Below are 26589 nucleotides of genomic sequence, written 5' to 3' on the forward strand. Positions count from 1 at the left end.
TCATGCAAATTGAAACCACGTGGATCGTACTGGCCGTCGTTCTTTTGCTCATTGAATTGTGGGCGATCAACCGGGTGCGCAAGAGTGAGGGGAAAGCCAGCAACAAAGGCGTCTGGATCGTATTGATCGTGTTTGTGCCGCTGTTCGGGCTGATCGCCTGGGCATTGGCCGGGCCCAAGCAGGTTACTCAGGCCTGAAAACCCAAGGCAAGCAAGAGCCCCGAACATTCGGGGCTTTTTGTTGGCCGCAGGTTTGTATCGCAGTGTGTACGAACGCCGCCGGGATACATGCCCGCGCATCAGCGAGCGAAAACGGAAACAGCGCAGATACGTGACCCGCCTTTAATGGACTCCAGATTCGAAGGGTTCAGCCAGAACCCGGCCTTCGCCGATCACAAGGAGACTTGCCATGAAGCACGCACCACTCGCCAGCGTCACCACCGGAAAAAACCGTCGTCGCCTGCTGGGCCTGTCGATTCTAGCCACCGCGCTGCTGCAATTCGGCGCCTTCGCCCAGGCACAAACCGCAGCCCCCGAGCCGGTCAAGACCGAAGCCGCCAGTGTGCAAGCCGACCTGCCCTTCGGCCCGCTCAAGCATGTGCAGGCCGGCGTACTGGACGTGGCCTACGCTGAAACCGGCCCGGCCAATGGCCCGGTGGTGATTCTCCTGCACGGCTGGCCCTACGACATTCACAGCTACGACGCCGTCGCGCCGCTGCTGGCGGCCAAGGGTTATCGGGTGCTGATGCCGTATGCCCGTGGCTATGGCGACACGCACTTCCTGTCCGACAAGACCGTGCGCAACGGTCAACCGGCGGCGCTGGCCAGTGACGTGATCGATTTCATGGATGCGCTGAAGATCAAGCAAGCCGTGCTCGGCGGTTATGACTGGGGCGCGCGTTCGGCGGACATCGTTTCGGCGCTGTGGCCGGAGCGGGTCAAGGCACTGGTGTCGGTCAGCGGTTATCTGATCGGCAATCAGGCTGCCGGCAAGAACCCGCTGCCGCCCAAGGCCGAGCTGCAATGGTGGTATCAGTTCTATTTCGCCACCGACCGTGGTGAGGCCGGCTACAGCAAGAACACCCACGATTTCGCCAAGCTGATCTGGCAACTGGCGTCACCGAAGTGGGCGTTCAATGACGCCACGTTCGACCGCAGTGCCAAGGCGTTGCAGAACCCGGATCACGTCGCGATCACCGTGTTCAACTACCGCTGGCGCCTGGGCCTGGTGCAGGGTGAAAGCCAGTACGAGGCACTGGAGCAGAAACTCGCCACCGCACCGTCGATCAGCGTGCCGACCATCACCCTCGAAGGCGATGCCAACGGCGCCCCGCACCCGGCGCCCGAGGACTATGCCAAGCGCTTCACTGGCAAATACCAGTTCCGTCTGGTCAACGGCGGCATCGGTCACAACCTGCCGCAGGAAGACCCGAAAGCCTTCGCTCAGGCGATCATCGACGCCGATCACCTCTGAAGCCGCACGCCGAACGGCTCGTCATTTGACGAGCCGTTTTTCCTTGGACGGGCGATAACCGAAATAGGCGCTGTAGCACTTGCTGAAATGACTCGGCGAGACGAATCCGCAGGCCACCAGCACGTCCACCTGGGACAGATCGGTGTGTTGCAGCAGGCGCCGGGCCTCGGTGATACGCAGCTCCATGTAATAACGCTGCGGCGTGGTGCCCAGTTGCTCCTTGAACAGCCGCTCCAGCTGACGCCGGGATCGGCCGGCATACACCGCCAGTTGCTCCAGCTCCAGCGGTTCTTCCAGATTGGCGTCCATCAGCTTCACCACTTCACGCAGCGGCGCACTGACGCAGATGTTCTCGGTCGGCTTGATCCGCCGGTAGCGCGATTCCTCGAACGCCAGAATGTCTTCGATGCCTTCGACCAGCGCCTTGTCATGCAGCGCCTTGATCCAGTCCAGCGCCATGTGGAACGCGCCGGACGGACTGGATGCGGTCAACCGGTCGCGGTCGATCACATAGGGTTCGCTGCTGACCTGGGTCGCCTTGGAAATCTCCGCCAGTGCCGGCCGATGTTCCGGGTGAATCGCACAGCGGTAGCCTTCCAGCACCCCTGCCCGGCCCAGGAACCACGCGCCGTTCCACAACCCGGCCAGTATTACCCCGGCCTCGGCGGCCATTTTCAGCAGGTTGATGAACTCGTCGCTCGCCTTCAATTCCGTGCGGTAACCGCCGCAGATCACCAGCAGGTCCAGTTCCTGCAACACGCGGGTTTCCAGACGCGAGTCCGGGCGGATCACCAGCCCCAGATCGCTGATCACCTCGCCGTCGCTCAGGCCGAAAGTGCGCGTGGAAAACAGACCGGGGCGCAGCAGATTGGCGGTGACCAGGGTGTCCAGCGCCTGAGTGAAGGCCGGCAGGGAAAAATGCTCCAGCAGCACGAACCCGGTGCGGGTCATGCGTCCCGGCCCGCTGGCGGGCTCGTTCAGGTAGCGAAGGTTCTTGCCCTTCATGCCACCGCTGAATTGGCGTCGTTCGATCAAGGTGGGGTCCGTCATTTCGTTGTTATGGCGCCATGCTAACCGGCGCCGCAGCAAAATACTCGCGAACGGTGAGTACTGCAGGGGAGATCGTTCCCACGCTCTGCCGCCCTGCGTCCCAACGTCGCAGGCCCGGCACCTTGGCAAACGCCACACAAGGCTTAAAATCGCGCCTCCTCTTGCAGTCGCCCGACCGGCGCCTGCCCGCAGCCATGACAACCCTCAGGTTTGAACAGCCGGCGACTTTCACGAAGTCAGCCAGGCTCAATCGCCCTGCCCGTTCGGCGGTCGTTTGTCTTCAACACACTTCGGCTTGGCACTCGCATGCGCAGAGGCGCACGTTCCGCTGTTCGATCACTTGAGGTTTTTATGACACCGCGTTTGCTGGCCATGGCGCTGGCGCCCCTGCTCGGGCTATTCATTGTTGCGCTGGGCAACGGCTTTCTGTCTTCTTTGACCACCCTGCGCCTGGGCGCGGCCGGCGAATCGGCGACGATGATCGGCATCGTGTCGTCGGCCTATTTCATCGGCCTGACCCTGGGCGCGATCTTCAACGACCGGCTGATCCTGCGCATCGGCCACATCCGCGCCTACACCAGCTTCGCTTCGCTGATCGCCGCGACCATCCTGCTGCAAGGTCTGTTTTATGACACCTGGGGCTGGGTCGTGCTGCGCCTGATCAACGGCTGGGCCACGGTCGGCGTGTTTCTGGTGATCGAGAGCTGGCTGCTGCTGGCCGGTGACGCGAAGATTCGCGGCCGTCTGCTGGCGCTGTACATGATCGTCCTCTACGGCGCCGGCGTGCTGGGTCAGGCGTTTTTGGGAAAAATCACCGGTCTGGGCGACACTGCGCCGTTCATGGTCGCCGGCATGCTCGCGACCCTGTCGGTGCTGCCGATCGTGATCCTGCCGCGCGTGTCGCCATTGCTGGAACAGGTCGAACCGCTCAAGCCACGTGCGCTGCTCGGCGTATCCCCTACCGGACTGGTCGGCTGCTTCGGCTCCGGCGTGACCATCGCGGCGATCTACACTCTGCTGCCGCTTTACCTGCAACGCATTGGCCTGAACGTCGGCGAAGTCGGCAGCATGATGGCCTGGACGATCCTCGGCGCGATGCTCCTGCAATACCCGGTCGGGCGCTGGTCCGACCGCAAGGACCGCCTGCAAGTGCTGACCGTGCTGTGCGCCGCGTGCACCGTGCTGTCGCTGGTGATCGTGCTGGTGCCGCTGTCCTCGGCCATGCTCGCGGCGATGTTGTTCCTGCTGGGCGGCGGCGTGTTCGCGTTGTACCCGGTTGCGGTCAGCCACGCCGCCGACCGTGCGCCGGTCGAAACCCTGGTGCCGATGATTCAGGGCATGTTGCTGATCAACTCGCTGGGCTCGGCGATGAGCCCGCTGCTGATTTCCCCGGCGATGAACGCCCATGGCGAAACCGGTTTGTTCTGGGCCTTTGCGCTGGTCAATCTGAGCATGGTGACGTTCTTCTTCTGGCGTCGCGGCAAACGTCCGGTGCCGGCCAACCCGGCGCCGTTTGCGGCGGCAGCGACGTTCTCGCCAACCGGCGCCGAGCTGCGGGTGACCGAGGATTTGCGTCAGGCCGCGCAGGAGCATCCGCCGATGGTCGATGCCTTGAGTGGCGAAGCGGCGCCGGCAACGGGATCGCGCTACGAAGCCAGTTGAGTTTCTGGCAGGCATAAAAAAACCGGTGACTGTCGTCACCGGTTTTTTATTGCCTCTGAATCAGTGCGGCGCGCGCGGGATCGTCTTCAGCAGATCCTCAGGGCTGATATGCCCCACCACACTGCCCGGCTGCGGCAGATTCAGGATGTGGCCCTTCATCTTGCCGATCACGTGCATTTCGCACGGCTTGCAGTCGAACTTCAGGGTCAGCACTTCGTCGCCGTGAATCAGTTGCATCGGTGCGACTTTGGTCTTCACGCCGGTCACGCCTTTGGCCTGTTTCGGGCACAGGTTGAAGGAGAACCGCAGGCAGTGCTTGGTGATCATCACCGGCACTTCGCCCGCCTCTTCGTGGGCCTCGTACGCCGCGTCGATCAGCTTCACGCCGTGACGGTGGTAGAAGTCGCGAGCCTTCTGGTTGTAGACGTTGGCCAGAAACGACAGATGCGCTTCCGGGTACACCGGCGGTGGCGTGGTCTCGGCCTTGCGCGAACCGCGCGGGTGGGCGGCAACGCGGGCGGCGGTCAGCGCTTCGATCACTTCACGGCGCAACGACTTGAGCTGCGAGTTCGGGATGAAGAACGCTTGTGGCGCATCCAGTTTGATCGAAGTCGCGTGGTACTCGGTGGTGCCGAGTTGGCCGAGCAGGTCGTGCAAGGTGTCCAGCGCCTGTTCCGGTTTGTTGGCGACGCCGAACGGGCCTTCCAGCGCGACGCTGGCGCTGATGCCCTCTTCGCTGGTCACGGTCAGTTCCAGGCGTTCTTCACGCAGCTTCGCCAGCCAGCTCACACCGATACGACGCTCGGCAGACGTCTTGAGCAAGGCCTGCTGCCAGTTGTGGTCGAGGTTGCGGTTCAGCGGGTGGTTCGGGCGCAGTTTGTACAGGCCCTCCGGCATCTCGTTCGGCTCGACGCGGTAGCGGTAGCGCTTCTCGCCTTCTTCCTCGAACTCGCCCTTGGCCTCGGCAATGTTGGCACGGAACCCCACCACTTCGCGCTTGACCAGCACGTTGAGGCCGTCGCCATTGGACAGCGGCTCGTGGGTGATGACCTGCATGTCACGCTTGCCGACTTTCTCGACCGTACCCACCGCCAGACCGGTGAAAGTCGGCGAATCGAACGCACCGATATCGATCTTGCGCTCGCTGACGAAGTAGTCGGTGCTGCCACGGTGGAAGGTTTTTTCCGGGTCCGGCATGAAGAAATGCGCGGTGCGGCCGCTGGAAGCGCGGGCCAGGTCCGGGCGATCGTTGAGCACGTCGTCGAGGCGCTGACGGTAATAGGCGGTGATGTTCTTCACATAGCCCATGTCCTTGTAGCGACCTTCGATCTTGAACGAACGCACACCGGCCTCGACCAGCGCGCGGATGTTGGCGCTCTGGTTGTTGTCCTTCATCGACAGCAGGTGTTTTTCGTAGGCGATCACGCCACCCTTTTCGTCTTTGAGGGTGTACGGCAGACGGCAGGCCTGGGAGCAGTCGCCCCGGTTGGCACTGCGCCCGGTCTGCGCGTGGGAAATGTTGCACTGACCGGAAAACGCCACGCACAACGCGCCGTGAATGAAGAACTCGATGGCGGCATCGGTTTCATCGGCGATTGCGCGAATTTCCTTGAGGTTCAGTTCACGGGCCAGTACCAGTTGCGAGAAACCGGCCTGATCGAGGAACTTCGCCCGCTCAAGGGTACGGATGTCGGTCTGGGTGCTGGCGTGCAGCTCGATGGGTGGAATGTCCAGTTCCATCACGCCCAGGTCCTGGACGATCAGCGCATCGACGCCGGCATCGTACAACTGATGGATCAGCTTGCGCGCCGGCTCCAGTTCGTTGTCGTGCAGGATGGTGTTGAGGGTGGTGAAGATGCGCGCGTGGTAGCGACGGGCAAATTCCACCAGTTCGGCGATTTCGCTCACCTCGTTGCACGCATTATGGCGCGCGCCGAAGCTCGGGCCGCCGATGTACACCGCGTCGGCGCCATGCAGGATGGCCTCACGGGCGATGGCCACGTCACGGGCGGGGCTGAGCAGTTCCAGGTGATGTTTGGGCAAGGACATATATAGTTTTTAGTCAGGCTGTCACGGTCGAGGCGCGCATTGTAGCCGCGAAACGCCTGGCCGGCACGCCTGTGCTGCCGGGTGGCTGTTTTCAACCGATCGTTCCCACGCGCAGCGTGGGAACGATCATTACGTGGGTCAGGCCTTCGCAGCCATCGCAGTCACTTCGACCTTCATTCCTTCAACCGCCAGCGCCGCCACCCCAACCGCCGCACGCACCGGCCAAGGCTTGGCGAAAAAGCGCTTGTACACCTCGTTGAACGCTGCGCGATCAGCCATGTCGGTCAGGTAAATGGTCAGGTGCAGCACGCGGTCCATCGAGCTGCCGGCCTTCTCCAGCGCCACTTTCAGGGCCTGCAACGTGCATTCGCTTTGCGCAGTGACGTCGCCCAGTTCCAGGCTGCCGTCCGCACGGGTCGGAATCTGGGTCGACATCAGGATGCCGTTGAATTCGGTCACGTCCGAAGAGATCGAGTCTGCATCCGGGTCCGGGGTGTAGGTGATGTCTGGGTTGGCCATGAGAAAGTCCTTCGCTGGCAGTGAGGACGGCGCCATCGCGCGCCGTTTCGGGCGGCCAGTTTACAGACACCGTGGCGGGTTTGAAGCCATCGCGGTTTTCGGGGGTGGTTTCGAGGAAATGTTCCAGCTTGTTTTAAGTACCCGTAAACACGTTTCGGCGACGGTGTTTAAAGACACCTGAAGTTACGCGCCATTGCCCACAAATCCTTGCGCCAGAGCCTACGGCTACGCCAGAATCCGCCGGCTTGTGCGCCTTGGGGTCGGCCGGTAACTTGGATCGGGTCACTGATTTGCAGTGATCGGGTTTAGTAGCCCGTTGGTAATTGAAGAATGCACAGGCGTCTGTCAGTCAGGTATTTCCATACCTGGATTTGATGGTGGCTGTGCGTAGGGTGCCCTCGGGCACGCCGGCTTTCTTCTTTTCCCCGGTCTACTAACCTGCGCACAGCTGCCTCCACCCCTGTTTAGTAGCTCGGGTCTGGCGGCTTCAAAACAGGAAAAGAATGAATATGTTCAAAGTAACGCCGAATCCCCCGGTCACCGAACCGGCTAGCATCACCGACCCAACTTCGCCGTACGAATGTCCTGACTCCAAGAAATTCAACGAAGCCGCCGAACGCGCCCTCAACTACTACCTCGGCCCGCCCGGGCCCTACATCATGGCCGCGCCCTACACCCCCAACCGCCTCTACCAGACCAACCCGGCCAGCAACACCGAATCCCTGCTCGCCGACGCCTGCGAAACCCTGGGCTCGGCCAACGTCATGCTCAATAACCTCGTTGACGCCCTCGAAGGCCCCCATCGCAAAACCGCGCAAGGCATCGCGCAGATCGTGATGCTGGCAGAACTGGCGGTGAATCAGGTGCTGGACAACGTTGTGCCGACGGAATAAAACCCTTGGCGGCAGGTATCTCCTGCCGCCCCTGCATCAGTCGATCAATCCCCGCCACTGGATATCCCCCCAATCCCAATTATGCTCAATGAAACCCCGCCCTCCCACGCGGGCGGTGATTCTGTGCACGCTCCAAGAAACACCTGCTCCAGCACCAGCCAAAGGCCTCGGGTACGCGACGTTGATGAAGTGCTCCGGCCTACAAAAACAAGCACGACGGAGAACCCCCATGGCAGTACTCGACAGCATGTCCACAGGCAGTGCCCCGCACCACAGCGTTACCCGAGAGGAGCGCAAAGTCATCTTTGCGTCGTCGCTCGGCACGGTGTTCGAGTGGTACGACTTTTACCTCTACGGCTCCCTGGCGGCGATCATCGCCAAGCACTTCTTTGCCGGGGTGAACGAGACCACGGCGTTCATTTTCGCCCTGCTCGCCTTCGCCGCCGGTTTTGCGGTGCGGCCGTTCGGGGCGATTGTGTTTGGGCGGTTGGGTGACATGATCGGGCGCAAGCACACGTTTCTGATCACGATTGTGATCATGGGGGTGTCGACGGCGATTGTCGGGTTCTTGCCCGGTTACGCGACCATTGGCGTGGCGGCGCCGATCATTCTGATTACCCTGCGCTTGCTGCAAGGCCTGGCGCTGGGCGGCGAGTACGGCGGCGCGGCAACGTATGTGGCCGAGCATGCGCCGAAGGGCAAGCGCGGGTATTTCACGTCATGGATTCAGACCACCGCGACCCTGGGCCTGTTTATGTCGTTGCTGGTGATCCTCGCCTGCCGTACCGCGCTGGGCACCGAAGCATTCGAGGACTGGGGCTGGCGGATTCCGTTCCTGCTGTCGATCCTGCTGCTGGCGGTCTCGGTGTACATCCGGCTGCAACTGAACGAGTCGCCGGTGTTCAAGAAAATGAAGGAAGAAGGCAAGTCGTCGAAAGCCCCGCTGACCGAGTCCTTCGCCCGTTGGGACAACCTGAAAATCGTGATCATGGCCCTGCTTGGCGGTACCGCAGGGCAAGCGGTGGTCTGGTACACCGGGCAGTTCTACGCGCTGTTTTTCCTGCTGCAAACACTGAAGATCGATCCGCAGACCGCCAACCTGCTGATCGCCGGCTCACTGCTTATCGGTACGCCGTTCTTCGTGATTTTCGGCAGCCTGTCCGACCGCATCGGGCGCAAGGGCATCATCATGGCCGGGTGCATTCTGGCGGCGGTGACCTACTTCCCGATCTTCCAGGCGCTGACCCAGTACGGTAACCCCGACGTATTCGTCGCTCAGGAGAAGAACCCGGTCAAGGTGATCGCCAACCCCGACCAGTGCTCGTTCCAGTTCGATCCGGTGGGCAAGGCCAAATTCACCAGTTCCTGCGATCTGGCGAAAACCATCCTGGCCAAACGGGCGATCCCCTACGAAAACGTGGTGGCGGAACCCGGCACCGTGGCCCAGGTGCGTATCGGCGACAAGGTCATCGAAAGTTTCGAAGGTACCGCCATGCCGGCCGCCGACTTCAAGACCCGCAACGATGCCTTTACCGCCAGCCTCGGCACCGCGTTGAAAGAGGCCGGTTATCCGGAAAAGGCTGATCCGGCCAAGACCAATTACCCGATGGTGCTGCTCCTGCTGACCATCCTCGTCATCTACGTAACGATGGTCTACGGCCCGATTGCGGCATGGCTGGTGGAGCTGTTCCCGGCGCGCATCCGCTACACCTCGATGTCGCTGCCGTACCACATCGGCAACGGCTGGTTCGGCGGGTTCCTGCCGACCGTGGCGTTTGCGATGGTCGCGGCCACCGGGGATATCTACTACGGCTTGTGGTACCCGATCGTGATTGCGGTGATGACGGCGATTCTCGGGATCTTCTTCCTGCCGGAGACCAAGGATCGGGACATTCATCACACCTGAAATGACTTCGCTCGATGCTGTGCGTGGCGTTCACGCACAGCATCGAACGTTGTCACATCGGCGTCATTCTCCCTTGATAACGTCCTCGCGCCCCCTCGCCCCGACCATCAAGGTGCCCCTCCCGGTGTACTCAAGTCCGACACGCCAGACCCTCATCCTGCGATCCGACAACATGGCCAGTGACGACTTTGGCGCGCTGTTCTCGCGAATGTTCGGCAACCGTTATGGCGACACACCGCCGCCGCCCAAAGACATCATCATTGGCGGCGTTTACGGGCGGTACGACGGCGTGAGTTTCCGGCGCATGCATTACCGGGGTGATTTCACCGTCGCGTTTCCCGAGCCATTCGACGAAATCACCTTCGTCATTCCCACCGCCGGCAAGATCGTTTTCAACCATGAAGCCGTGGGGCTGAGCGATGTGGGGCTGGCCATCGACAAGGCCGATCTGCGTTCGATGCGCTTTATCGACAATCATGCCCAGCACGGCATGTCGATCAGCCGTGCGGCGCTCACCGAACGCCTGTCGACCCTGCTGGGCAAGCCGATCGTGCACAAGCTGCATTTCGAGCCGAGGGTTGATCTGAACAGCCCGGCGTTTCAGGGCATTCGCGCCTTGATCGATCTGGCCACCGGTAGCGAATTCGATCTGCTGCTCAATGCCGGTTCGCTGATGCCGTCTCGGCTGCGGGAGATGCTGGTGGACGCGGTGCTGGAGGCCTGGCCGCACAATTTCAGCCAGGCCTTGCGCCGCCCGGAGGCATTGATTGCGCCGAGGCATGTGCGGCAGGCAATCGATTACATTCAGGCGCATCCCGAGATTCAGGTCAGTGGCACAGACCTGGCGCGGTTGGCGAATGTCAGCCTGCGTGCGTTGCAGGAAGGCTTCCGGAGATTCGCCGGGACGTCGATTGTCGGCTATCAGCGACAGGTGCGGCTGGAGCGTGCTTACGACACGTTGCGCCAGGGCACTCCTGCGTCGGTGACCGAAGTGGCGCTGCGATTGGGCTTCAGCAATGTCGGCCGGTTCAGCCAGTATTTCCAGAGTGCCTACGGCGTGAGCCCGGCCGATGTGCGAAAAGGACTGCGATAGCGCAGTCCTTTTTTGTGTCGCTCAAATGCTTCAGAACTGATAGCTGGCCTTGAGTGCGCCACTGAAACCGTGGCTGTCGCCGCCACCGCTGGCACCGACTTCAGCCCCCAGGCTTAGCGCACCAAGGCTGGCCATGACGTTCACGCCGCCGTTGAACTGATCGCGGTTGTCGAACGCCGCGCGCTGCTCGATGTCCAGCCCCAGCAGATGGCCCTCGCTGTCGACCTGATGATCGCCGAGCACACGCTCATAACCGACCCGCACGCCCGGCACCAGTTGCCACGCGCCCATCGCCACCGGGGCGAACGCAACGTCGAGGATGGCCACCGCGCTGCGCCGGGTTTCTTGAATGTCATCAACGTCCAGAGCCAGTTCGCTGCCCTTTTCCTGGAAGCCCGACAGGTCCAGACGGCTGACCCGCACGCCGAGGCTCGGCTCCAGAATCACAGTGTTCAGCGGCACGCGATAACCCAGCGCCATCGTAGCGCCGCTGAGATGGCCGTGGGTGTCGCCCTTCGCCGAGCCAAGGCCACCACCGAGGTCGCGTTTGCTGTCGTAGTCGACGTAACCGGCGCTGATGTCAGCGTCGACAAACAGGCCACGTTCCAGGCTGGCGAAGCCATAACGAGCGCCCAGGTCGAAGAAGGTGAAATCGGTATCGGCCTCACCGCCCGCGCCACCCACCGAGCCTTTGCTGTAACCGATCCCTGCGCGCGCACTGAGTTGTTCCGAGAAACGCTGGGTGACGCCAACCATCAGGCCCTGGCTGTGTTCGTTGCTGCTTTGCGCATGGTTTGAACCGTCAGTGCCCAGGTAACCGGCGAGCGCGGTGCTCCACAAACGGTGTTGGCCGACCTTGAGGTCGGTGCCGCTGGCGAACGGCGCGGCGGCCTGCTCGATCATTGCGTTCTGACGCAACAGGTAACTCGCCGCATCGGCGTGCACCTGACCGCCGACCGTGGACTCGACACCACCCAGAGTGCCGGCGTCGATGGCCGATTGCAGGTAGTAGTTATAGGCGCTGTAAGTGCCCGACAGGCTGCTGTTCTGCAGTTGCTGCAACAGCTGCGCCCCGGCGGCGGCGTTGCCGATCAGCCCGGCCTGACCGGGCAGGCTGTTGTACTCGACCATTTTGCCGCGCAGCACATAGATGGTTTCCTGGGACAGGCCCAACCCCTGCTTGAGGTAGTTGTCCATGCTGCCGTACTGCGCGGCCACCTGATCCAGACCCGCTTGCAGGTAACTGGCCTCGACGCCCAGCAGCGGCGCGTAGATCGCGGCCATGCTCGGCGGCAGCATCGCCAGGGTCTTGGCCACCCGTTCGGCGGTGTAGTCGTTGGTCTCCAGGTAGTTGCTCATGATCGTGGCGTTATCCACGCCGGCGATGCTCAACAGAACGGCAGCGGTCCAGCCCGTACGGTCCTTGCCGGCGGTGCAATGGAACAGCGCGGCGCCGTCGACACCGGCCAGTTCGTTGAACAGCACGTTGAACTGGCTACGCATCCCCGCATCGCTGACAAACGCGCGGTTGGTCTCCTGCATCATCGCAACGGCCTCGGCCGCACTTTTGAACGACACGGAGGTGATGTTCGCGCCGGAGGTGGTGCTGCCGATGATGTCGATATTCTGGTAGGTCGCACCGCTCGGCATCGTGTCCGGTGTGGCGGCGATTTCGCTCGGCGTACGCAGGTCGTACACCGCCCTGATTCCCAGACTGTTGAGGGTCGCCAGATCCGCCGTCGTCGGCGTCAGAGCATTGGAGCGATAAAACACGCCGGCGCGCATCGTGCCGTCATGGGCCGTGGAATAGGCGGTGGTGGTGCCGGCGATATCCCGGAAGTTGTCGATGCCCGCCAGACGCGGGGTTTCGAGGTCGGCCGCCTGGGCGGCAGCAATGGACAGACTCAGCACGGACAGCGAACACACAAGACGTTGAAACACGGGGCAGCCTCACTGAAAACACGTTGGGCTGCCCACTATCGGCATTGAAATGTGACGGAATATGACAAACCGAAGAAGCCCCGAAATCATGGCGCGATCTGTCCATCGGCGGCGTTTTTTGTCCGTTGAACGTTCACTAACCGTTTAAATACTCAAGGTGCTTTGACGTTTTTTTTGCAAGCGGCAACGTAAAATGCCCCTCTCCGGCCATTGTGGAAACCGTCAATGAACGACGCAGATGAAGAAATCCTGAACCAGGCAGCGCACTGGTGCCTGCGCCTGCAGGAGGACGATTGCACGCCCGACGAACGCCAGGCATTCCAGCAGTGGATTCAGCTCAGCCCGCGCCATGCCTTCGAATACGCCAAGATGCTGGAAATCTGGGACATCAGCGAGCAACTGCCCAACCACTCCACAACCCGCAAAAAACTCCTGACCGATCCACAACAGCCCGCGCAAAAGGAGCCATCCTCACGGTGAGCATTCGGGGTTAGAATCCGTCCGGTTCGGCTTACCGTTTAAGGATGACTGCGCCATGACCTCCCCCGACATTTCCCTGCAAGACACCGCCGCCCCCGAGGGCGTTTGTTTCGGCTGCGGCAGCCGCAATCCGCACGGGCTGCACATCAAGAGCTTCTGGCACGAAGACGGCGTACACGTCGTGGCCGAGCATGTGCCCGAAGCCAAGTACAGCGGCTGGCCGGAGCTGGTCTACGGCGGCCTGATCGCCATGCTTGTGGACTGCCATTCCAACTGGACCGTAATGGCCTACCACTACCGGGCGGAAAACCGCGAACCCGAAAGCCTGCCGCGCATCAATTGCGTCACCGGCAACCTCGGCATCAAGTTCATCAAACCCACGCCAATGGGCGTACCGCTGACGCTGAAAGCCAAGGTCGAAGGAGACGTCGGGCGCAAGACCCGGGTGATCTGCGAGGTCTACGCCGGGGATGTGCTGACGGCGGTGGGTGATTCGGTGTTCGTGCGGGTGGATACCGAGCAGTTGGCAGCGGCCGCCCATGGTCGCTGAGACCTGTCACTCAAGGAAAACAACATGCCCGATCGCAAAATCATCATCCCCGAATCCATGAAACCCATCGTCGAACGCGCCGGTTACGCCCCGGCGGTGCTGGTTGGCGACACGCTTTATTGCGCCGGCCAGGTGGGCCGCACCGCCGACCTGCAGGTCATCGAAGACCCCGAACAGCAATTCATCCGTGCCTGGGAAAACCTCGAAGAGGTGCTGCTGGCCGGCGGCTGCACGTTGAACGATGTGGTGGAGATGACCACTTATCACGTCGAGATGAGCCGGCACATGCCGGTGTTTCGCGAAGTGAAAAACCGTGTGTTCCCCAAAGGCTTCTGCGCCTGGACCTGCATCGGTGTCAGCGAACTGGCCCATCCGGGGCTGCTGGTGGAAATCAAGTGTGTGGCGGTGCGCAGGCGCTGAGCCTCACGCTGTCGGCCATCCGCCAGCAGATCCGCAGCCTTGAGGCGTACCTGGAACAGCCGCAGTTTTTCCGCAGCGTCAGCCTGACCAACGCCGGCCATGATCTGCTTTCTATCCGGCGTGTCATCAGAGCGTGTTAGCGCAACCCGCAGCGCAGTCAACTCAACTGACAGCGCCCGCCCCGCAGATTCAGACCGCCGTGAAATGACCTGCGCCGAGCCGGCCTTCCAGCCGACCGAACAGGACGTAATGCTGATAACCGCTGGTAAAGGCTCCCGTGGAAATCGCATTCTTGACGTCCTGATTCATATGCAGGTATTGCGCTTCGTCGAAGTGCTCGGCGCTGACTTCGCCATTGCGCCCAAGCTTGTCGCTCTCGACTGGCATACCCATGATCGTGCGTCGCTGAAAATCGATGATCCGGTTGACGGCGTGACTTTCGAGCGGTCCCCGGTTGGAGTGCGCCGAGTAGATGTGCAATCCGTTGTTCGCGCAGCGATTGCACATGTCGATGCAGTTCGGCTGACTGGACTTGCGTTCGGTCAGTTGGGCCAGCGGCATGTCCAGGTATTTGCCGACCTGATATTCGGTCTGATTGAAGATGGAACAACACAAGATGGTGTTGCCATTGCAGTCGAGCACCAACCAGTCGTCCTTGAGCGTACAGGCCTGCTGTGGGTACTGGCGGACCAGATTGACCAGGTCGTCGTAGGGCGGCAGCGCGAGTCGCTGCAGGGTCTCGCGGTCGGTATCGGTCACCGACGGGTCGCGCTCGATCAGCGCCAGCGTCTTCTCCAGCGGCATCATCACTGAATAGCCGGTCGAGAACTCAAAGCCCAGGCTCTGGCTGAATTCGCGCATCAGCCCTTCTTCTTCCATGTTGTCCAGGTAGCGGTGGTAATAGACCTCGATCCGCGTGTTCAAGCCGTGTTGCTGCTTGAGCTCATGCAGCTTGATCATGTTGGCCTTGACGACCTCAATGTCGCCGCCCACGTGTCCCTGTTCGTATGTCTGCTGATAAAACCCGGACAGCGAGATGCGGAAGAACCATGGATTGGCGAGCATCGCCGTCTCCATGTTTTTCGCCAGATTCAGATTGGAACTGATACCGCTGCGCAAACCGGCCGCGTTGATGATTTCGACAAATTCGCCGATGCGCGGGTGGATCAATGGCTCGGTCCAGTTATACAGAAAGATCGACTCGACCCCTTCGCTTCGGGCCTTCTCGACAATCTTCCTGAACATGTCAACTTGCATGGCTTTCTTGAAGTTGACGTTTTCCGAGTTACCCATCGGACACGAAGGGCAGCTCAAATTGCACGCGCCGACAATATCGATGTACATATTCATTGCGAGTGACGCTCCTGGAGTGAATAGCGGTGCATCCCGACTGTCGACTTTTGTGATTGCCGTTATTCGCTATTTTTTTGACAGTCCCGGAGCGCGGCGAGCAAGTTCCGGGCCATTGGCGTGCGTGGCCATCAATTCGACGATCCAATCGATAAATACCCGCAGCTTTTGGCTGATATGCCGGTTCGGCGGGTACGCAACGTACAGCGGCATCGGGTCAAGCGCCCAGCCCTCGAACAGGGGCAACAACTCCCCCCGAGCCTCGTGCACCGCCGACATGTAACGCGGTAGCCAAAGCACACCCAACCCGGCAAGGCCTGCCGCCAGGTAGGCGTTGCCATCATCGACCGCCAGGACATGCTGGCCCTTGATCAGCAGGTTCTCAGAGACATTGCGCAAGGCGTAAGGCACCGGCCTGCCGGTGCGCGCCCAAAGAAAACCGACCACTCGGTGATGGCTGTCTTCCAGCTCTCGGGGATGCGTCGGGGTGCCGGCGCGGGCCAGGTAACTCGGCGCGGCATACACGCCCAGTTGCAGATCGGCGACCCGCCGGGCCATCAGCGATTGATCCCGCAACTCGCCGCCGCGGATCACGCAGTCGACGTTTTCATCGATGATGTCGACGATCCGGTCGCTGACGCCCATGTCGATCTGGATCTGCGGGTAACGCGCGTAAAACTCGGGCAGCGCCGGCACCAGAATCAGATTGGCCAGAGGGCTCGGCACATCCACCCGCAAGCGCCCCTTGGGCTGCGCCGCCGCCCCCGGAAGGCTGGTCTCGGCATCGTCCATGTCAGCCAGCAGCTTGATCACCCGCTCGTAATAGGCCGCGCCGTCCGCCGTGGCGTTGACCTTGCGTGTGGTGCGGTTGAGCAACTTGACCCGCAGGCGCGCCTCCAGTTGCTGAATCAGCTGGGTCACGGTGGTCTTGCTCATGTGCAGGGTTTCGGCGGCTTTGGTGAAACTCCCCGCCTCTACTACTCGGGCGAAGGCTTGCATCGCGTCAAAACGGTCCATATCCCACCTCTGACAGGGGCTCGATTGTTTGGTATTTGCAAACAGTGATCGCCAAGGTTGCGCGTTTATCGCGCCGAGGCAAGTCCCTACAGTTGCTCCATCACCGGTTTTCAACCCATTGAAGGAGAAACCCCATGACCCTTGCCCAGCCAAAACGCGACGTGGTCTTCCCGCCCGGACGCCATGCCCTTTACGAGCGCAATCGTTATTCTCCAGCGGTCCGTTCCAACGGTTTTCTGTTTGTCTCCGGCCAGGTCGGCAGCCTTGAGGACGGCTCACCGGAGCCGGATCTGAAACAACAGGTGCGACTGGCCTTCACCAACCTCAATGCCGTTCTCGGCGCGGCCGGCGGCAGCTTCGATGACGTGGTGGACGTGACGGTGTTCATGGTCGACCCGCAATCGACCTTCGAAACCATCTGGGAAGTGGTGCCCGAGTTCTGGGGCGAGGCGCCGCATCCGACCATCACGGCGGTTGGCGTGACGTGGCTGTATGGGTTTCAGTTCGAGATCAAGGTGATTGCCAAACGGCCGGAATGACCTGATATCGCGTGGATTTGCAGCACGGGCCGACGGCCTTCAGACTGTCGGCCCGCATTCCTTTTGCGATCCATCGCCCTGTCCGACACCTTGCTGGAGCCCAGTCTGCCCGGCATCGCCCTGCGCCGCCGGCACTGGAATTCGTCACTGGCCGCAACGACTCGAACCTCGTGCCCATCCGCGAAAGCCTGTGCCGCTGGACGCGGATCGCGCTGTCGGACGGCACCGCCGTACGGCTGGTGGAAACCCTGTAGACCGGAACACCCGAGAACGCATGAACACAAACATCACAATCCGCAACGAACGCCCCGAAGACATCGACGCCATCGCCCGAATCACCGAGGCCGCGTTCCAGCACGAAGAACACTCCAGCCACACCGAACAATTCATCGTCAACGCCCTGCGCAGCGCCGGCCAGCTCAGTGTGTCGCTGGTGGCGGTGGAAAACGACACGGTGGTCGGCCATGTCGCCATTTCCCCCGTGACGATTTCCTCCGGTGCTCAAGGCTGGTACGGCCTCGGCCCGATCTCCGTATGCCCGACCCGCCAACAGCAAGGCATCGGCTCGGCGCTGATGAAAGCCTCGCTGGCGCAATTGCAGCGCATTGGCGGCGTTGGCTGCGTGGTGCTTGGCGATCCGGGCTACTACAGGCGTTTTGGCTTCAAGGCCCATGCCGGTCTGGAGTTGCCGGGGATTCCGGCGGAATACTGTCAGGCGTTGGCGTTCGAAGGTGAGTTGCCGGTCGGTGTCGTCAGCTACCACGAGGCTTTTGACGCCACCGAGTAGGGCCCGGACCGCTTAACGCACCAACCACCGCGCCATCAACCGCGAACTCTGCGGTATCAGCCAATACACCATGTTGAACGAAATCAACCCGGCCACCAGCATCTTGAACAACCACCCCGGCAATCGCAGGTCCGCCAGTTCCAGCAGCGCCGCCAGTGCCCAGGGCATGGACACCGACAGCGGCCACACCACCAGCCATGACACCAGCCATTGCTTCCAGCGTGCGCCGGCCTCGGTGGTCATGGTTGTTGACGCCGCAGCACGGCGCGATGGTAGATGCGGTCGCGGGTCAGGGTCATCGGGTCGCGGCTCAGGGCGATGCCGTCGAGCAACCGACCGGGGCTGAAGTCGAGGCGTTGCTGGGCGGTTTGCTGATCATCGGCGGGCACCACAGAGTCGAGGGTGAAGATGCCCAGTTCGACTTCGCGGCGGTTTCTTGGCCACGGGATCGAGCCGTCTTCAATCACGTCGCCCGGCGCTGCCAGTTGCGCGATCAAACGCATCTGCGCGGGGCCCTTCGCCAGTCGTGCCGTCAGTTCGTCCTGCAAGTACTCGGCTGGCATACGGGCGGCTTGCTGGTCGCTGAGCAGCGATTGGCCGGTCAACGGTTCGATGCGATAGCGAACGATCTGCTCCCGGTTTTCCCGGTTACTGAAAACCAGCGCGTTCACGCCGAAGTATTCGATGCTGGTGTAGCTCGACGGCGCCGGTTTCGGCGTTTCCAGAAAGTGCCTGGCCCTCGGATGCTCTGCCAGAAACGCCTGCAACGGCTGCGGATCCCGCGGCGTCGCGACCGTTGCAGCAATGCCTTTCAGGAAGCCGAGAAATTCCAGGGGCGTGGCCACCGGAAAACCGTCGAACGAGTGGCCGACAATGTCGGTGAACTCGCCGTTCGGCAGCTTGAAGCGCACCGCAAAGCCGCGCGGGCTGGCCAGCGGATCGCCGTCCACCGTGGCCGGCACGCCGCTGAAGTTGGAGAACCGCAGCACCACCGGTACCGGTTTCCCCTGCAAATGTGCTGCTCGGCTGAGGGTCGCCGCCGCGGGTGAAGCGGTGAAGGTCCCGTTCACCAACAGACCTTTGGCATGGGTCGCGCGAAAGCCTGGATGCTTGCCGAACGTGGCATACAGCGCATCCAGCAGCGCGTCGTAGAGTTTGTCCTGTGACACCGGATCAGTCCTTGTGAAAGTCAGAGGTTGTTCGCCCGCGGCATAAGCCGGGGACGCGTTAAGCGCCCCCGCCAGCAGCGCGACGATCCACGGTCGGGATAATCGCATCGGGGTCACTCCTGACGCCGACCGGGGTTGAGCGCGATGTGTTTGTACTCGACAAAATCATCCATCGCCCCCACACCGTTCAGACGCCCCTGCCCCGACTGTTTGAAGCCGCCCTCCTCGAACTCGTCGTAGACCACCGCCCAGTCGTTGACCCACACCGTGCCGGCCTCCAGATCCCGGGCGACCCGCAGCGAGCGGTCGATGTCGCGGGTCCAGACGCTGGCGGCCAGGCCGAACTCGCTGTTGTTGGCCAGTTCGATGGCTTCGGCTTCGCTGTCGAATACCTGCAGGGTCAACACCGGTCCGAAGGTTTCGCGCTGGACGATGGCCATCTCCGGATCGCTGACCCGCAGCAGTGTCGGCCGATAGAACGCGCCCTTGGCCAGCGGCCCGTCAGTCACAGGCCCACCGCGCACGATGACTTGCGCACCGGCAGCAATCGCCTCTTCCACCACCTGATTGACCCGTTGCACGTTGGGCTTGTCGATCAGCGGCCCCATGTCACTGGCCGGATCCGCCGCCGGCCCGACCCGAACGGCTTCGAGCCGAGCAGCAAGGCGTTCGGTCAACAAGTGAGCGATGTCCCGCTGCACCAGCAGTCGCGAACCGGTCATGCAGAACTGCCCCGAAAACACTGTGAGCGCCTTGACCAGCGTCGGCACCACGGCGTCGAGGTCGGCATCGTTGAACACCAGCATCGGCGTTTTGCCGCCCAGTTCCAGGCCGAAGCGCTTGAGGTGTGGCGCCCCCGCCGCCGAAATCGCCCGACCGGTGCCGGTGCTGCCGGTGAAGCTGATGACCGGCACCTGCGGTGACTCCACCAGATGGATCGAACCGGCCGCGCCCTGCTCGCTGAACAGGTTGATCACGCCACGCGGCAGCGACGGCGCTTCACTCATGATCCGCGCCACCAGCGCGTTGGTCTGCGCGGTCTGCCCCGGCATTTTGATGACCGTGGTGCAACCGGCGGCCAGGGCCGGCGCCAGCGAGCGGATCATCAGCACCACCGGCGAATTCCACGGCACGATAATGCCCGCTACACCGACGGCCTGACGGATCACCAGAGATATCTTGCCGGGCCGGGGTTGCGCGGCGCGGCCATATTCGGTGCGGGCCAGCGCGGCGTAATAGCGCAATTTGGACGGCACCATGCCGACTTCGAAGGCGGCCTCGGGACGGATTTTGCCGTTCTCCAGCGCCAGGGTGTCGATCAGCTCGGCGGCGTTGAGTTCGAAGACGTCCGCCAGTTCCAGCAAGACCTGCGCACGCAGCTGACTGTCGTCTTTCCATGGGGTGTGCGTGAAGGCCCGTTGCGCGGCGTCGATGCCTTGCTGCGCTTCAGCCAACCCGCCTTCGGCGTAGCGACCGATCAGCTCATAAGTCGCTGGGTCGATGGAATCTTTGTAGTCACCGGAATCCAGCCACAGGCCGTCGATCCAGTTCAAAACCTTGGTGTTGTTCATGGCGAAAACTTCCTTGGATTCAGGCATAGAGACCGGCGATTTTTTCGGCGGTGGCGATCACGGTGAGGTTGGTGGCAACCGACGGCACGTCCGGGAAGATCGAGGCGTCGACCACTCGCAGGCCCTGCACGCCGATCACTCGGGCTTCAAGATCGACCACCGCATGCGCATCTCCCGGCCGGCCCATCGGCGCGGTCGAGGTCGGGTGGTGATAGGTGTCGAGCGTGGCCTTGACGCTGGCCAGCAAGGCGTCGTCGGAATCGTTGCCCTGCCCCGGATTCAACTCCGAATGAATCAAACCCTTGAGCGGCGCCGTCGCCCCGATCCGCCGCGCCAGACGAATACCGTCCAGCAGACGCTGGCGATCCATCGGCTCGGCGAGGAAATTCAGATCAATGTTCGGCGCCACTGACGGATCGCGACTGGCCAGCGTGACCTTGCCCCGTGACAGCGGCCGGGTCAGCGCCACCGCGAGCACGAAACCGACCTGGGTCGGGCTCTGGTCGTGGGGGAACAGGTGGGTCGCGGTGATGTGAATATCCAGATCGCCGTGTTCGGCGCTGCGGCTGTGAGTCCAGAGTTTGGCGCCGATGGCCGGTGACTGGCGGCCGATCAGGTCGGGTTTAGCGGCGTAGGCGTTGTAGTAGAACGGGTGATCCGCCAGGTGTTGCCCGACCGGCAATTCGGCGACCGGCTCAATGTCCAGCGCGCGCAGATCGTCGCCAGGGCCGATGCCGGAGCGCAGCAGGATCGCCGCGCTGCCATAACTTCCCGCCGAAAGAATCACTTCGTTGGCGCGCAATTGCTCGCCATTGGCCAGTTGCACGCCCACCGCACGTTTGCCGTCGAACAGCACCTTGTCCACCACACTGTCGGCGCGAATCTGCAAATTGTCGCGGGCGCGCACCTCGTCCGTGAGGTAAGCCATGCCGGTGTTGACCCGCACGCCGTCGACGATGTTCATCGGGTACGGGCCGACGCCGTTGGCATTTGCGCCGTCGAAGTCGTCGATCATCCGGTAACCGTTGGCGACCGTGGCGTAGATGAAGGCTTTCTGCATTGGCGTGACGTCGGCGCTGCCGAGCTGACGCACCGGCAGCGGCCCGTCGTGGCCATGCAGTGCGCTGGCGCCGCCGCTGTGGTTTTCCAGTTTCTTGAACGAGGGCAGCAAGTCCTCAAAGCTCCAGCCCGGCAGATCCCAGCGCTGGAAGTCCGTTGCTCGGGCGCGAATCGCTACCGCGCCGTTGATGGCCGAACTGCCGCCCAGCACTTTGCCGCGCAGCGCGCCGATCGGGTGTTCGACGTAGCCTGGCCGGGAGGTGTAACCCCACTCGAACTGGCGATTGCCATTGGCACCGACCACGTCGCTGCTGGCGACGATTTCGGGGTACTTGCCCGGGGCAAAACTCTGGCCCGCCTCCAGCAACAGCACCTGGCGCCGGGTGTTTTCACTCAAGCGACGGGCCAGCACTGCGCCGGCGGAACCGCCGCCCACCACGATCACATCGACCGGGGCACGCCGGGCAGAATTTACAAGGGTATCGTTCATCGGTTTCTTCCCTGTCAGGCGTCAAAGCGCGCCTGTTGAGGAAGAGCTTATTGAAGGGTTCGAGGGCTCATAAGCCGGGACAAACCGAATCGCGGTTTCGCTTTTCCCGAACGGCTCAACCTGTCGAATGGGCCGCGAGCAATTGCTCCCACACCGGCGGACTGCCGATCTGTTCGCAGAGAAAATCGGTCAACGCCTGCAACTTCGGTGAGGCCCGCTGGGAGCGCCGATACACCGCTGAAATATTCCCGCCCCGGGGCGCGTAAGGCGCCAGCACCTCTTGCAGTTCGCCGTCCACGATAGCTTGCGCCGCCAGAAACGTCGGCAGGATCGCCAACCCCATGCCGGCCTTTGCCGCTTCCATCAGTTGATGGCCGTTATTGGTGCGCATCCGGCAACGCACGCGAAACGATTCCAGCGCATTGTTCACCGGCAACGTCCACATGCCGTGGGGTTCGCGGTTCACGTAGAGCATGGCGAAATGCTCGGACAGTTCCTGCGGCGTTTGCGGCGTGCCATGGGCGGCCAGGTAATCGGGACTGGCGCAGATGATGTGGCGATTGGAGGTGATGGTTTTCGCCACCAGCGAGGAGTCCGGCAACTCGCCGATGCGGATCGCCGCGTCGTAACGTTCTTCGTGCAGGTTGACGTGGCGGTCGTCGAATTCGATGTCCAGCCGCAACTCGGGATAGCGCACCGCGAACGACGACAGGATCGGCGTCAGGTAACGAATGCTGAACGCCATCGGCGCCGCCAGTCGCAGACTGCCGCGCAGGCTCGATTGAAAGGCCAGCACCGCGTCCTCGGCCTCTTCTACCTCCGACAGAATCCGCACGCAATAACGATAAAACACTTCCCCGGCCTCGGTCAGCCGGGCCTGCCGTCCACGTTCGAGGACGATGCTGCCGAGGCGTTTTTCCAGTTGTGCAATCCGCTGGCTGACCATGGATTTGGCGGTGCCCAATTGCCGGGCTGCCTCGGTGATACTGCCGGTGTCGACCACCATAACGAACGATTGCATCTCGCAAAGCTTGTTCAAGTTCTACATCCAGTGTGTGCAAGGTCAGACGGCGCAATCTACGGCTCGTCCGGCATCGCCCACCAGAGCCGAAAACGGGCCGCTGCTTCCCACACAATGGACAATCGGGCTTGTATAGTTGGCGTCCCTTTTCCAGCGAGTCTCGCCCCGTGCTAGACCTCAATGACTTGCAGTATTTCGTGATGGTGGTGGACCACGGTGGCTTTGCGCCGACGGCGCGGGCGCTGGGGATTCCCAAGTCCAACCTGAGCCGGCGCATTGCCTTGCTTGAGGAGCGTCTGGGCGTGCGCCTGATCATCCGCAACACCCGGCACTTCTCGGTGACGGAGCTGGGCCAGACCTACTACGACCATTGCCGCGCAATGCTGAAACAGGCCGAGGCTGCCGAAGCCGCGATTGCCATGACCCGCGCCGAACCGGGCGGCGTGTTGCGCGTGACCTGCCCGACGACGCTGCTGGAAGAATGCGTCGGCGGGATCATCACGCGTTTCATGGCGATGCACCCGCGCGTCGAAGTGCATCTGGAGGCCAGCGACCGGCAGGTCGACGTGGTGGCCGAAGGCGTCGATCTGGCGTTGCGGGTGCGACCGCCACCCTTGCAGGATTCCGAGCTGGTCAGCCGGGTGCTGTCGCAGCGGCCGCAATGCCTGGTCGCCAGCCCTGCGCTCTTGAATCGACTGGGCGAACCCCGTGAGCCGCGAGACCTGTCGCGCTTCCCCAGCGCTCACCACGGCAGCCCGCAGCAGGTTTACAGCTGGACGCTGTTTCATCAGGACGGTTCTGAGTTCACCCTGCAACATCGCCCGCAGTTGATCACCAAAGGCTTGCCGATGCTGCGCTGCGCGGCCATCGACAGCGTGGGCGTTGCGCAGATGCCGATGTCGCTGGTGCATGACTTCATCGAGCGCGGCCAATTGGCGGTGGTGCTGCCCGACTGGGCGCCGCGCACGGAGATGATCTACGCGGTGTTTGCCAGCCGTCAGGGCATGCTGCCGTCGCTGCGGATGCTGATCGATTTCATGGCCGAGCAGTTCGAATTGCTGGACGATCCTTTGCGCGGAATGCGTGCAAAGGCCTGAGAGCATTGCTCACGCTTTGTGTTCAACCGCTTCACCAAAGCGCTATGGATGCCATTTCTGCGATCAATATTCTGTCCTCATGTTGTTTTTGCCCCGGACAGAAAAGAGCGCAAGCCATGCCCAGCCCGAGAACGCTGTACCAGAAGCACATCGACAGTCACACCGTCTGCACCCCGAGCCAGCAGCTTGCTCGCCAGCGTGGTTTCCAGCACCGAGATGCGTTTACTGACGTAGGCCGGCGAATAGCCCAGCTCATCGGCGGCGCTGGCAAAGCTGTTCTTGCGGATGACGGTAAGAAAAACCTTGAGGTCTTCGGGCAAGGGAAACTGGTCACGATTGGTGTTCATTGATCGGCTTTTTTCCAGACTGAGTGTCGCAATCCGTGAAAAATAGCCGCGGCCATGACCGTTCGGCGCTTTTTCTGGCAGCCCTGCACAAACGGGTCTAGGGTTGCGTGGCTGGCATAATGCTGGCCACTTGGCAAACGTCGCTCGACGTGCGCCATCAGCGGCACTGGAAGAAAAATCAGGGATGGTTTTTGTGCTTGCGCGGGTATTGCACTCTTGAAGAGTGAACGACCTATCCCTGTGTTTCGTTGCTTTCTATCAAGGACAGAAAGATGACCAACGTACAGGCGAAATTCCTCCGTTTGCCCCTTCGGCAACTTCTCTCATTGATGCCCGAGGCCAGACCCGACGGTTTTGGCTGACGACGCTTGCGCGTGAGCCGGCGCTGCGGCGTCGCCCCTGCGCGAACCCGATTTACGGATTGATCAGATCCCGACGGATCAGGCAGTCACGTCGCCGAGAATCCCGGCTGCCGGTGATTCTGGCGGATGTCGTTCGCCTGCCTGTCAGGAAAGGCGCCCCTTCTGCGCAAGGGGTCGAGCGGTAAATACCCACGAGGAAGGCCTCGATATGACCGGTTCAAACCACAACATCCCGCCCTACGGCGTCGCCATCCAGAGCGCGATCACCGACGGCGACCTGCAGCAGATGAAGACTTTGTTGAAGCAGCGCGATTCAACGAAGCCGGAAGCGAAGGCGCTACAAACCGCGTACGAAAAACTGGCCAAAGAAGTTTCTCGACTGGAAAAACCCTAAGGCCAATTCCCACATTGCAATGGAGGCAATCAACATGTCAGCAACTCAGCAAAATGTCGGCTTGTTCCCGGTGAGCTACCGGATCGGTACCGGCCAGCCAGGGGCGCAGAGTCTTGCGCTGAACCTGCTGGTGTCGACGCCGCAGCAGCAGGTCACCGGCAACGCCGCCGTGACTCAGGCGACCAATCCGCCGCTCGACATCGACTCGGACGTCTGGGGCGAATACACCTACATGACGGTGATGAAGCCCGGTGTCAGCAAGATCCTGATCACCGCCCAGGGCAACCATGGCGGCCCCGGCTCCAACTCGATCATCAACTTCAAGATCCATCTGGTGGTCGGCACCGACTGGCGCGAAGGCGTGGCCAACTATGAATACTTCGACGGCCAGCGCTGGCACGAACTGAACAACGTACCGGCGCATCTGGTGGAGGTGCCTTCGAACGTCCTCCAGCCGTTCAATCCCGGCCCGGTGATCGAGCCGCACAAACCGGTTCTGCCGCTGTATGCCGCGCCGATTCAGGGCGCCATTGCCAGCGGTGACCTGGCCCAGATGAAAAGCCTGTCCGCGCAGGCCAGGCAGCAGCTGGAGCAATTGCCGCAATTGCGCATAGCGGTGGACTCCGCCAAGACAGAAATCAGCCGCTTGCAAAGTCGCTGATCGGCTATCGGACCCATTACTTTCACAAGGAGCAGCATCATGTCGATCGGACTTTTTCACACCCGCCTCATCGCCAGCAATTCACTGCTGGGCGCACCGGTCCTGACCCTCGATATCGTGGTCGATACCGTCCGCAAAAAAGTCAGCGGCACCGCCAGCGTGTTTCAAAGCACCTGGCCACCGGTGAATTTCCATGCCCGGGTCTGGGGCGACTATTCCGAGGCCAGGCTCACGCCATCCACCGAGACCTACCTCATTCTCACCCTCGACGGCAGCCCGAGCGGCCCGCTGAGTCAGATCGCCCAGACCTTCCACCTCAAGGGCATTCTGAACGACTGGACCAGCGGTTTTGTCGATTACCGCTACAACGAAAGCGGCCAGTGGCAGGACGTGCGGCACGTCGCCGTGCATCAGGCACCGAGCGTCGAGCCACTGCCGCCCGAGCATCACGTCCAGCCGCTGTATGCCGTGGCGGTGCAAACGGCAAAGGAAAGGGGCGATCTGGCGCAGTTGAAAGTCGCCGTGCAGCAAGGCGAGCAACAACTGGCCCACGAGGGCGCACTGCGCAGTGCCCTTGAGCAACTGAATGCGGAAATCGCGCGACTGGAAGCGCGCTGAGGCGTACGGCCCGGGCGCGGTCATGGTGACCGCGCCCGGTCTTCCAGCCAATCGAGGTCAGTCCAATCGTG

26 protein-coding genes and 3 pseudogenes are annotated in these 26589 nt (G+C 61.9%); 17 read left to right on the forward strand and 12 right to left on the reverse strand.

What is annotated here, in order from left to right:
* Positions 1–2: 2 nt before the first annotated feature.
* Together ACKJSM_RS13890 and ACKJSM_RS13895 are read left to right on the forward strand one after the other, a co-directional pair.
* Positions 3–197, forward strand: coding sequence for a PLDc N-terminal domain-containing protein (locus ACKJSM_RS13890; protein ID WP_039773123.1), 195 nt, complete (start codon positions 3–5; stop codon positions 195–197).
* Between the two features lie 211 nt (positions 198–408).
* Positions 409–1473, forward strand: a complete 1065-nt coding sequence (locus ACKJSM_RS13895; protein ID WP_410237913.1) for an alpha/beta fold hydrolase — start codon at positions 409–411, stop codon at positions 1471–1473.
* A gap of 21 nt (positions 1474–1494) precedes the next feature.
* Here the strand turns inward: ACKJSM_RS13895 and ACKJSM_RS13900 are convergent, their stop codons facing one another.
* On the reverse strand, positions 1495–2523 hold the full coding sequence (locus ACKJSM_RS13900; protein ID WP_410237914.1) for a GlxA family transcriptional regulator: 1029 nt from the start codon (positions 2521–2523) through the stop codon (positions 1495–1497).
* A 351-nt stretch (positions 2524–2874) separates the two neighbouring features.
* On the opposite strand from ACKJSM_RS13900, the gene ACKJSM_RS13905 reads away from it, so the two are divergent.
* Positions 2875–4185, forward strand: coding sequence for an MFS transporter (locus ACKJSM_RS13905; RefSeq protein WP_339488410.1), 1311 nt, complete (start codon positions 2875–2877; stop codon positions 4183–4185).
* A gap of 60 nt (positions 4186–4245) precedes the next feature.
* Here the strand turns inward: ACKJSM_RS13905 and ACKJSM_RS13910 are convergent, their stop codons facing one another.
* Positions 4246–6234 (reverse strand): peptidase U32 family protein, encoded by a 1989-nt coding sequence (locus tag ACKJSM_RS13910; RefSeq protein ID WP_410237916.1) that lies wholly within the window; start codon positions 6232–6234, stop codon positions 4246–4248.
* Between the two features lie 138 nt (positions 6235–6372).
* Positions 6373–6753 (reverse strand): RidA family protein, encoded by a 381-nt coding sequence (locus tag ACKJSM_RS13915; protein ID WP_236182729.1) that lies wholly within the window; start codon positions 6751–6753, stop codon positions 6373–6375.
* A gap of 509 nt (positions 6754–7262) precedes the next feature.
* On the opposite strand from ACKJSM_RS13915, the gene ACKJSM_RS13920 reads away from it, so the two are divergent.
* The 3 genes from ACKJSM_RS13920 to ACKJSM_RS13930 all read left to right on the forward strand — a co-directional run bounded on the left by ACKJSM_RS13920 (position 7263) and on the right by ACKJSM_RS13930 (position 10645).
* A complete protein-coding gene (locus tag ACKJSM_RS13920; protein ID WP_410238031.1) occupies positions 7263–7646 on the forward strand; it encodes a DUF6124 family protein in 384 nt (127 codons plus the stop codon).
* 229 nt (positions 7647–7875) lie between these two features.
* Positions 7876–9552, forward strand: coding sequence for an MFS transporter (locus ACKJSM_RS13925; protein ID WP_410237917.1), 1677 nt, complete (start codon positions 7876–7878; stop codon positions 9550–9552).
* A gap of 124 nt (positions 9553–9676) precedes the next feature.
* Positions 9677–10645 (forward strand): AraC family transcriptional regulator, encoded by a 969-nt coding sequence (locus tag ACKJSM_RS13930; RefSeq protein WP_410237919.1) that lies wholly within the window; start codon positions 9677–9679, stop codon positions 10643–10645.
* Between the two features lie 30 nt (positions 10646–10675).
* Here ACKJSM_RS13930 and ACKJSM_RS13935 read toward each other — a convergent pair whose 3' ends face one another.
* Positions 10676–12586, reverse strand: a complete 1911-nt coding sequence (locus ACKJSM_RS13935; RefSeq protein WP_410237921.1) for a tyrosine-protein phosphatase — start codon at positions 12584–12586, stop codon at positions 10676–10678.
* A gap of 225 nt (positions 12587–12811) precedes the next feature.
* On the opposite strand from ACKJSM_RS13935, the gene ACKJSM_RS13940 reads away from it, so the two are divergent.
* From ACKJSM_RS13940 to ACKJSM_RS13955, 4 genes and pseudogenes are all read left to right on the forward strand, one after another.
* Positions 12812–13066: a FecR/PupR family sigma factor regulator gene (locus ACKJSM_RS13940; protein ID WP_236181778.1), complete on the forward strand. Its 255-nt coding sequence runs from the start codon at positions 12812–12814 to the stop codon at positions 13064–13066.
* Between the two features lie 55 nt (positions 13067–13121).
* Positions 13122–13616 carry a PaaI family thioesterase gene (locus ACKJSM_RS13945; protein ID WP_410237923.1) on the forward strand — a complete coding sequence of 165 codons (495 nt, stop codon included), beginning with the start codon at positions 13122–13124 and terminating at the stop codon, positions 13614–13616.
* A gap of 24 nt (positions 13617–13640) precedes the next feature.
* Complete coding sequence (locus ACKJSM_RS13950; protein ID WP_410237925.1) at positions 13641–14036, forward strand: RidA family protein; 396 nt, start codon at positions 13641–13643, stop codon at positions 14034–14036.
* A pseudogene (locus ACKJSM_RS13955) lies at positions 14024–14164 on the forward strand (LysR family transcriptional regulator); the annotation flags it as partial. The gene ACKJSM_RS13950 and the pseudogene ACKJSM_RS13955, both read left to right, overlap by 13 nt.
* 61 nt (positions 14165–14225) lie before the next feature.
* Here the strand turns inward: ACKJSM_RS13955 and ACKJSM_RS13960 are convergent.
* Together ACKJSM_RS13960 and ACKJSM_RS13965 are read right to left on the reverse strand one after the other, a co-directional pair.
* Positions 14226–15386: a radical SAM protein gene (locus ACKJSM_RS13960; RefSeq protein WP_410237927.1), complete on the reverse strand. Its 1161-nt coding sequence runs from the start codon at positions 15384–15386 to the stop codon at positions 14226–14228.
* Positions 15387–15455: 69 nt separating this feature from the next.
* On the reverse strand, positions 15456–16403 hold the full coding sequence (locus ACKJSM_RS13965) for a LysR family transcriptional regulator (RefSeq protein WP_236181782.1): 948 nt from the start codon (positions 16401–16403) through the stop codon (positions 15456–15458).
* Between the two features lie 134 nt (positions 16404–16537).
* On the opposite strand from ACKJSM_RS13965, the gene ACKJSM_RS13970 reads away from it, so the two are divergent.
* The 3 genes and pseudogenes from ACKJSM_RS13970 (at position 16538) to ACKJSM_RS13980 (ending at position 17729) form a co-directional block, all read left to right on the forward strand.
* The gene (locus ACKJSM_RS13970) at positions 16538–16942 is read left to right on the forward strand and encodes a RidA family protein (protein ID WP_410237929.1); all 405 of its coding nucleotides are present in this window, start codon (positions 16538–16540) and stop codon (positions 16940–16942) included.
* Positions 16943–17064: 122 nt separating this feature from the next.
* Positions 17065–17196 (forward strand): annotated as a pseudogene (locus ACKJSM_RS13975) (transcriptional regulator); the annotation flags it as partial.
* Between the two features lie 20 nt (positions 17197–17216).
* Positions 17217–17729, forward strand: a complete 513-nt coding sequence (locus ACKJSM_RS13980; protein ID WP_410237931.1) for a GNAT family N-acetyltransferase — start codon at positions 17217–17219, stop codon at positions 17727–17729.
* Positions 17730–17741: 12 nt separating this feature from the next.
* On the opposite strand, the gene ACKJSM_RS13985 is transcribed toward ACKJSM_RS13980, so the two are convergent.
* The 5 genes from ACKJSM_RS13985 to ACKJSM_RS14005 all read right to left on the reverse strand — a co-directional run bounded on the left by ACKJSM_RS13985 (position 17742) and on the right by ACKJSM_RS14005 (position 23057).
* Positions 17742–17972, reverse strand: coding sequence for a hypothetical protein (locus ACKJSM_RS13985; RefSeq protein ID WP_410237933.1), 231 nt, complete (start codon positions 17970–17972; stop codon positions 17742–17744).
* The gene (locus ACKJSM_RS13990) at positions 17969–19006 is read right to left on the reverse strand and encodes a catalase family peroxidase (RefSeq protein ID WP_410237935.1); all 1038 of its coding nucleotides are present in this window, start codon (positions 19004–19006) and stop codon (positions 17969–17971) included. Before ACKJSM_RS13990 ends, ACKJSM_RS13985 begins: the two co-directional genes overlap by 4 nt.
* Before the next feature lie 5 nt (positions 19007–19011).
* The gene (locus tag ACKJSM_RS13995) at positions 19012–20469 is read right to left on the reverse strand and encodes an aldehyde dehydrogenase family protein (protein WP_410237937.1); all 1458 of its coding nucleotides are present in this window, start codon (positions 20467–20469) and stop codon (positions 19012–19014) included.
* A gap of 19 nt (positions 20470–20488) precedes the next feature.
* On the reverse strand, positions 20489–22018 hold the full coding sequence (locus ACKJSM_RS14000; RefSeq protein ID WP_339490079.1) for a GMC family oxidoreductase: 1530 nt from the start codon (positions 22016–22018) through the stop codon (positions 20489–20491).
* Positions 22019–22133: 115 nt separating this feature from the next.
* A complete protein-coding gene (locus ACKJSM_RS14005) occupies positions 22134–23057 on the reverse strand; it encodes a LysR family transcriptional regulator (RefSeq protein WP_236181789.1) in 924 nt (307 codons plus the stop codon).
* Positions 23058–23206: 149 nt separating this feature from the next.
* Between ACKJSM_RS14005 and ACKJSM_RS14010 the strand changes: the two genes are divergently transcribed.
* Positions 23207–24136 carry a LysR substrate-binding domain-containing protein gene (locus ACKJSM_RS14010; RefSeq protein ID WP_410237939.1) on the forward strand — a complete coding sequence of 310 codons (930 nt, stop codon included), beginning with the start codon at positions 23207–23209 and terminating at the stop codon, positions 24134–24136.
* 173 nt (positions 24137–24309) lie between these two features.
* On the opposite strand, the pseudogene ACKJSM_RS14015 reads toward ACKJSM_RS14010, so the two are convergent.
* Positions 24310–24483, reverse strand: a pseudogene (locus tag ACKJSM_RS14015) (LysR family transcriptional regulator); the annotation flags it as partial.
* A 570-nt stretch (positions 24484–25053) separates the two neighbouring features.
* Here ACKJSM_RS14015 and ACKJSM_RS14020 point away from each other — a divergent pair.
* From ACKJSM_RS14020 to ACKJSM_RS14030, 3 genes are read left to right on the forward strand one after another with little or no spacing between them, the layout of a single operon-like run.
* The gene (locus ACKJSM_RS14020; protein WP_236181792.1) at positions 25054–25239 is read left to right on the forward strand and encodes a DUF1843 domain-containing protein; all 186 of its coding nucleotides are present in this window, start codon (positions 25054–25056) and stop codon (positions 25237–25239) included.
* Between the two features lie 34 nt (positions 25240–25273).
* On the forward strand, positions 25274–25900 hold the full coding sequence (locus tag ACKJSM_RS14025) for a DUF1842 domain-containing protein (protein WP_236181793.1): 627 nt from the start codon (positions 25274–25276) through the stop codon (positions 25898–25900).
* Between the two features lie 39 nt (positions 25901–25939).
* The gene (locus tag ACKJSM_RS14030) at positions 25940–26518 is read left to right on the forward strand and encodes a DUF1842 domain-containing protein (RefSeq protein ID WP_410237942.1); all 579 of its coding nucleotides are present in this window, start codon (positions 25940–25942) and stop codon (positions 26516–26518) included.
* The last annotated feature ends 71 nt before the right edge of the window (positions 26519–26589 follow it).

It is taken from the genome of Pseudomonas sp. PHC1 (genome assembly GCF_046487845.1).
GTDB classification, from domain to species: Bacteria; Pseudomonadota; Gammaproteobacteria; order Pseudomonadales; family Pseudomonadaceae; genus Aquipseudomonas; species Aquipseudomonas sputi.

Coding starts and splice junctions, on each gene's coding strand:
- ACKJSM_RS13980 (WP_410237931.1), top strand. CDS start 17,217: ATGAACACAAACATCACAATCCGCAACGAACGCCCCGAAGACATCGAC.
- ACKJSM_RS13900 (WP_410237914.1), bottom strand. CDS start 2,523: ATGACGGACCCCACCTTGATCGAACGACGCCAATTCAGCGGTGGCATG.
- ACKJSM_RS14000 (WP_339490079.1), bottom strand. CDS start 22,018: ATGAACGATACCCTTGTAAATTCTGCCCGGCGTGCCCCGGTCGATGTG.
- ACKJSM_RS14020 (WP_236181792.1), top strand. CDS start 25,054: ATGACCGGTTCAAACCACAACATCCCGCCCTACGGCGTCGCCATCCAG.
- ACKJSM_RS13995 (WP_410237937.1), bottom strand. CDS start 20,469: ATGAACAACACCAAGGTTTTGAACTGGATCGACGGCCTGTGGCTGGAT.
- ACKJSM_RS13910 (WP_410237916.1), bottom strand. CDS start 6,234: ATGTCCTTGCCCAAACATCACCTGGAACTGCTCAGCCCCGCCCGTGAC.
- ACKJSM_RS13960 (WP_410237927.1), bottom strand. CDS start 15,386: ATGAATATGTACATCGATATTGTCGGCGCGTGCAATTTGAGCTGCCCT.
- ACKJSM_RS13925 (WP_410237917.1), top strand. CDS start 7,876: ATGGCAGTACTCGACAGCATGTCCACAGGCAGTGCCCCGCACCACAGC.
- ACKJSM_RS14030 (WP_410237942.1), top strand. CDS start 25,940: ATGTCGATCGGACTTTTTCACACCCGCCTCATCGCCAGCAATTCACTG.
- ACKJSM_RS13990 (WP_410237935.1), bottom strand. CDS start 19,006: ATGCGATTATCCCGACCGTGGATCGTCGCGCTGCTGGCGGGGGCGCTT.
- ACKJSM_RS13915 (WP_236182729.1), bottom strand. CDS start 6,753: ATGGCCAACCCAGACATCACCTACACCCCGGACCCGGATGCAGACTCG.
- ACKJSM_RS14025 (WP_236181793.1), top strand. CDS start 25,274: ATGTCAGCAACTCAGCAAAATGTCGGCTTGTTCCCGGTGAGCTACCGG.
- ACKJSM_RS13895 (WP_410237913.1), top strand. CDS start 409: ATGAAGCACGCACCACTCGCCAGCGTCACCACCGGAAAAAACCGTCGT.
- ACKJSM_RS13940 (WP_236181778.1), top strand. CDS start 12,812: ATGAACGACGCAGATGAAGAAATCCTGAACCAGGCAGCGCACTGGTGC.
- ACKJSM_RS13905 (WP_339488410.1), top strand. CDS start 2,875: ATGACACCGCGTTTGCTGGCCATGGCGCTGGCGCCCCTGCTCGGGCTA.
- ACKJSM_RS13890 (WP_039773123.1), top strand. CDS start 3: ATGCAAATTGAAACCACGTGGATCGTACTGGCCGTCGTTCTTTTGCTC.
- ACKJSM_RS13985 (WP_410237933.1), bottom strand. CDS start 17,972: ATGACCACCGAGGCCGGCGCACGCTGGAAGCAATGGCTGGTGTCATGG.
- ACKJSM_RS13920 (WP_410238031.1), top strand. CDS start 7,263: ATGTTCAAAGTAACGCCGAATCCCCCGGTCACCGAACCGGCTAGCATC.
- ACKJSM_RS13945 (WP_410237923.1), top strand. CDS start 13,122: ATGACCTCCCCCGACATTTCCCTGCAAGACACCGCCGCCCCCGAGGGC.
- ACKJSM_RS13950 (WP_410237925.1), top strand. CDS start 13,641: ATGCCCGATCGCAAAATCATCATCCCCGAATCCATGAAACCCATCGTC.
- ACKJSM_RS13965 (WP_236181782.1), bottom strand. CDS start 16,403: ATGGACCGTTTTGACGCGATGCAAGCCTTCGCCCGAGTAGTAGAGGCG.
- ACKJSM_RS13970 (WP_410237929.1), top strand. CDS start 16,538: ATGACCCTTGCCCAGCCAAAACGCGACGTGGTCTTCCCGCCCGGACGC.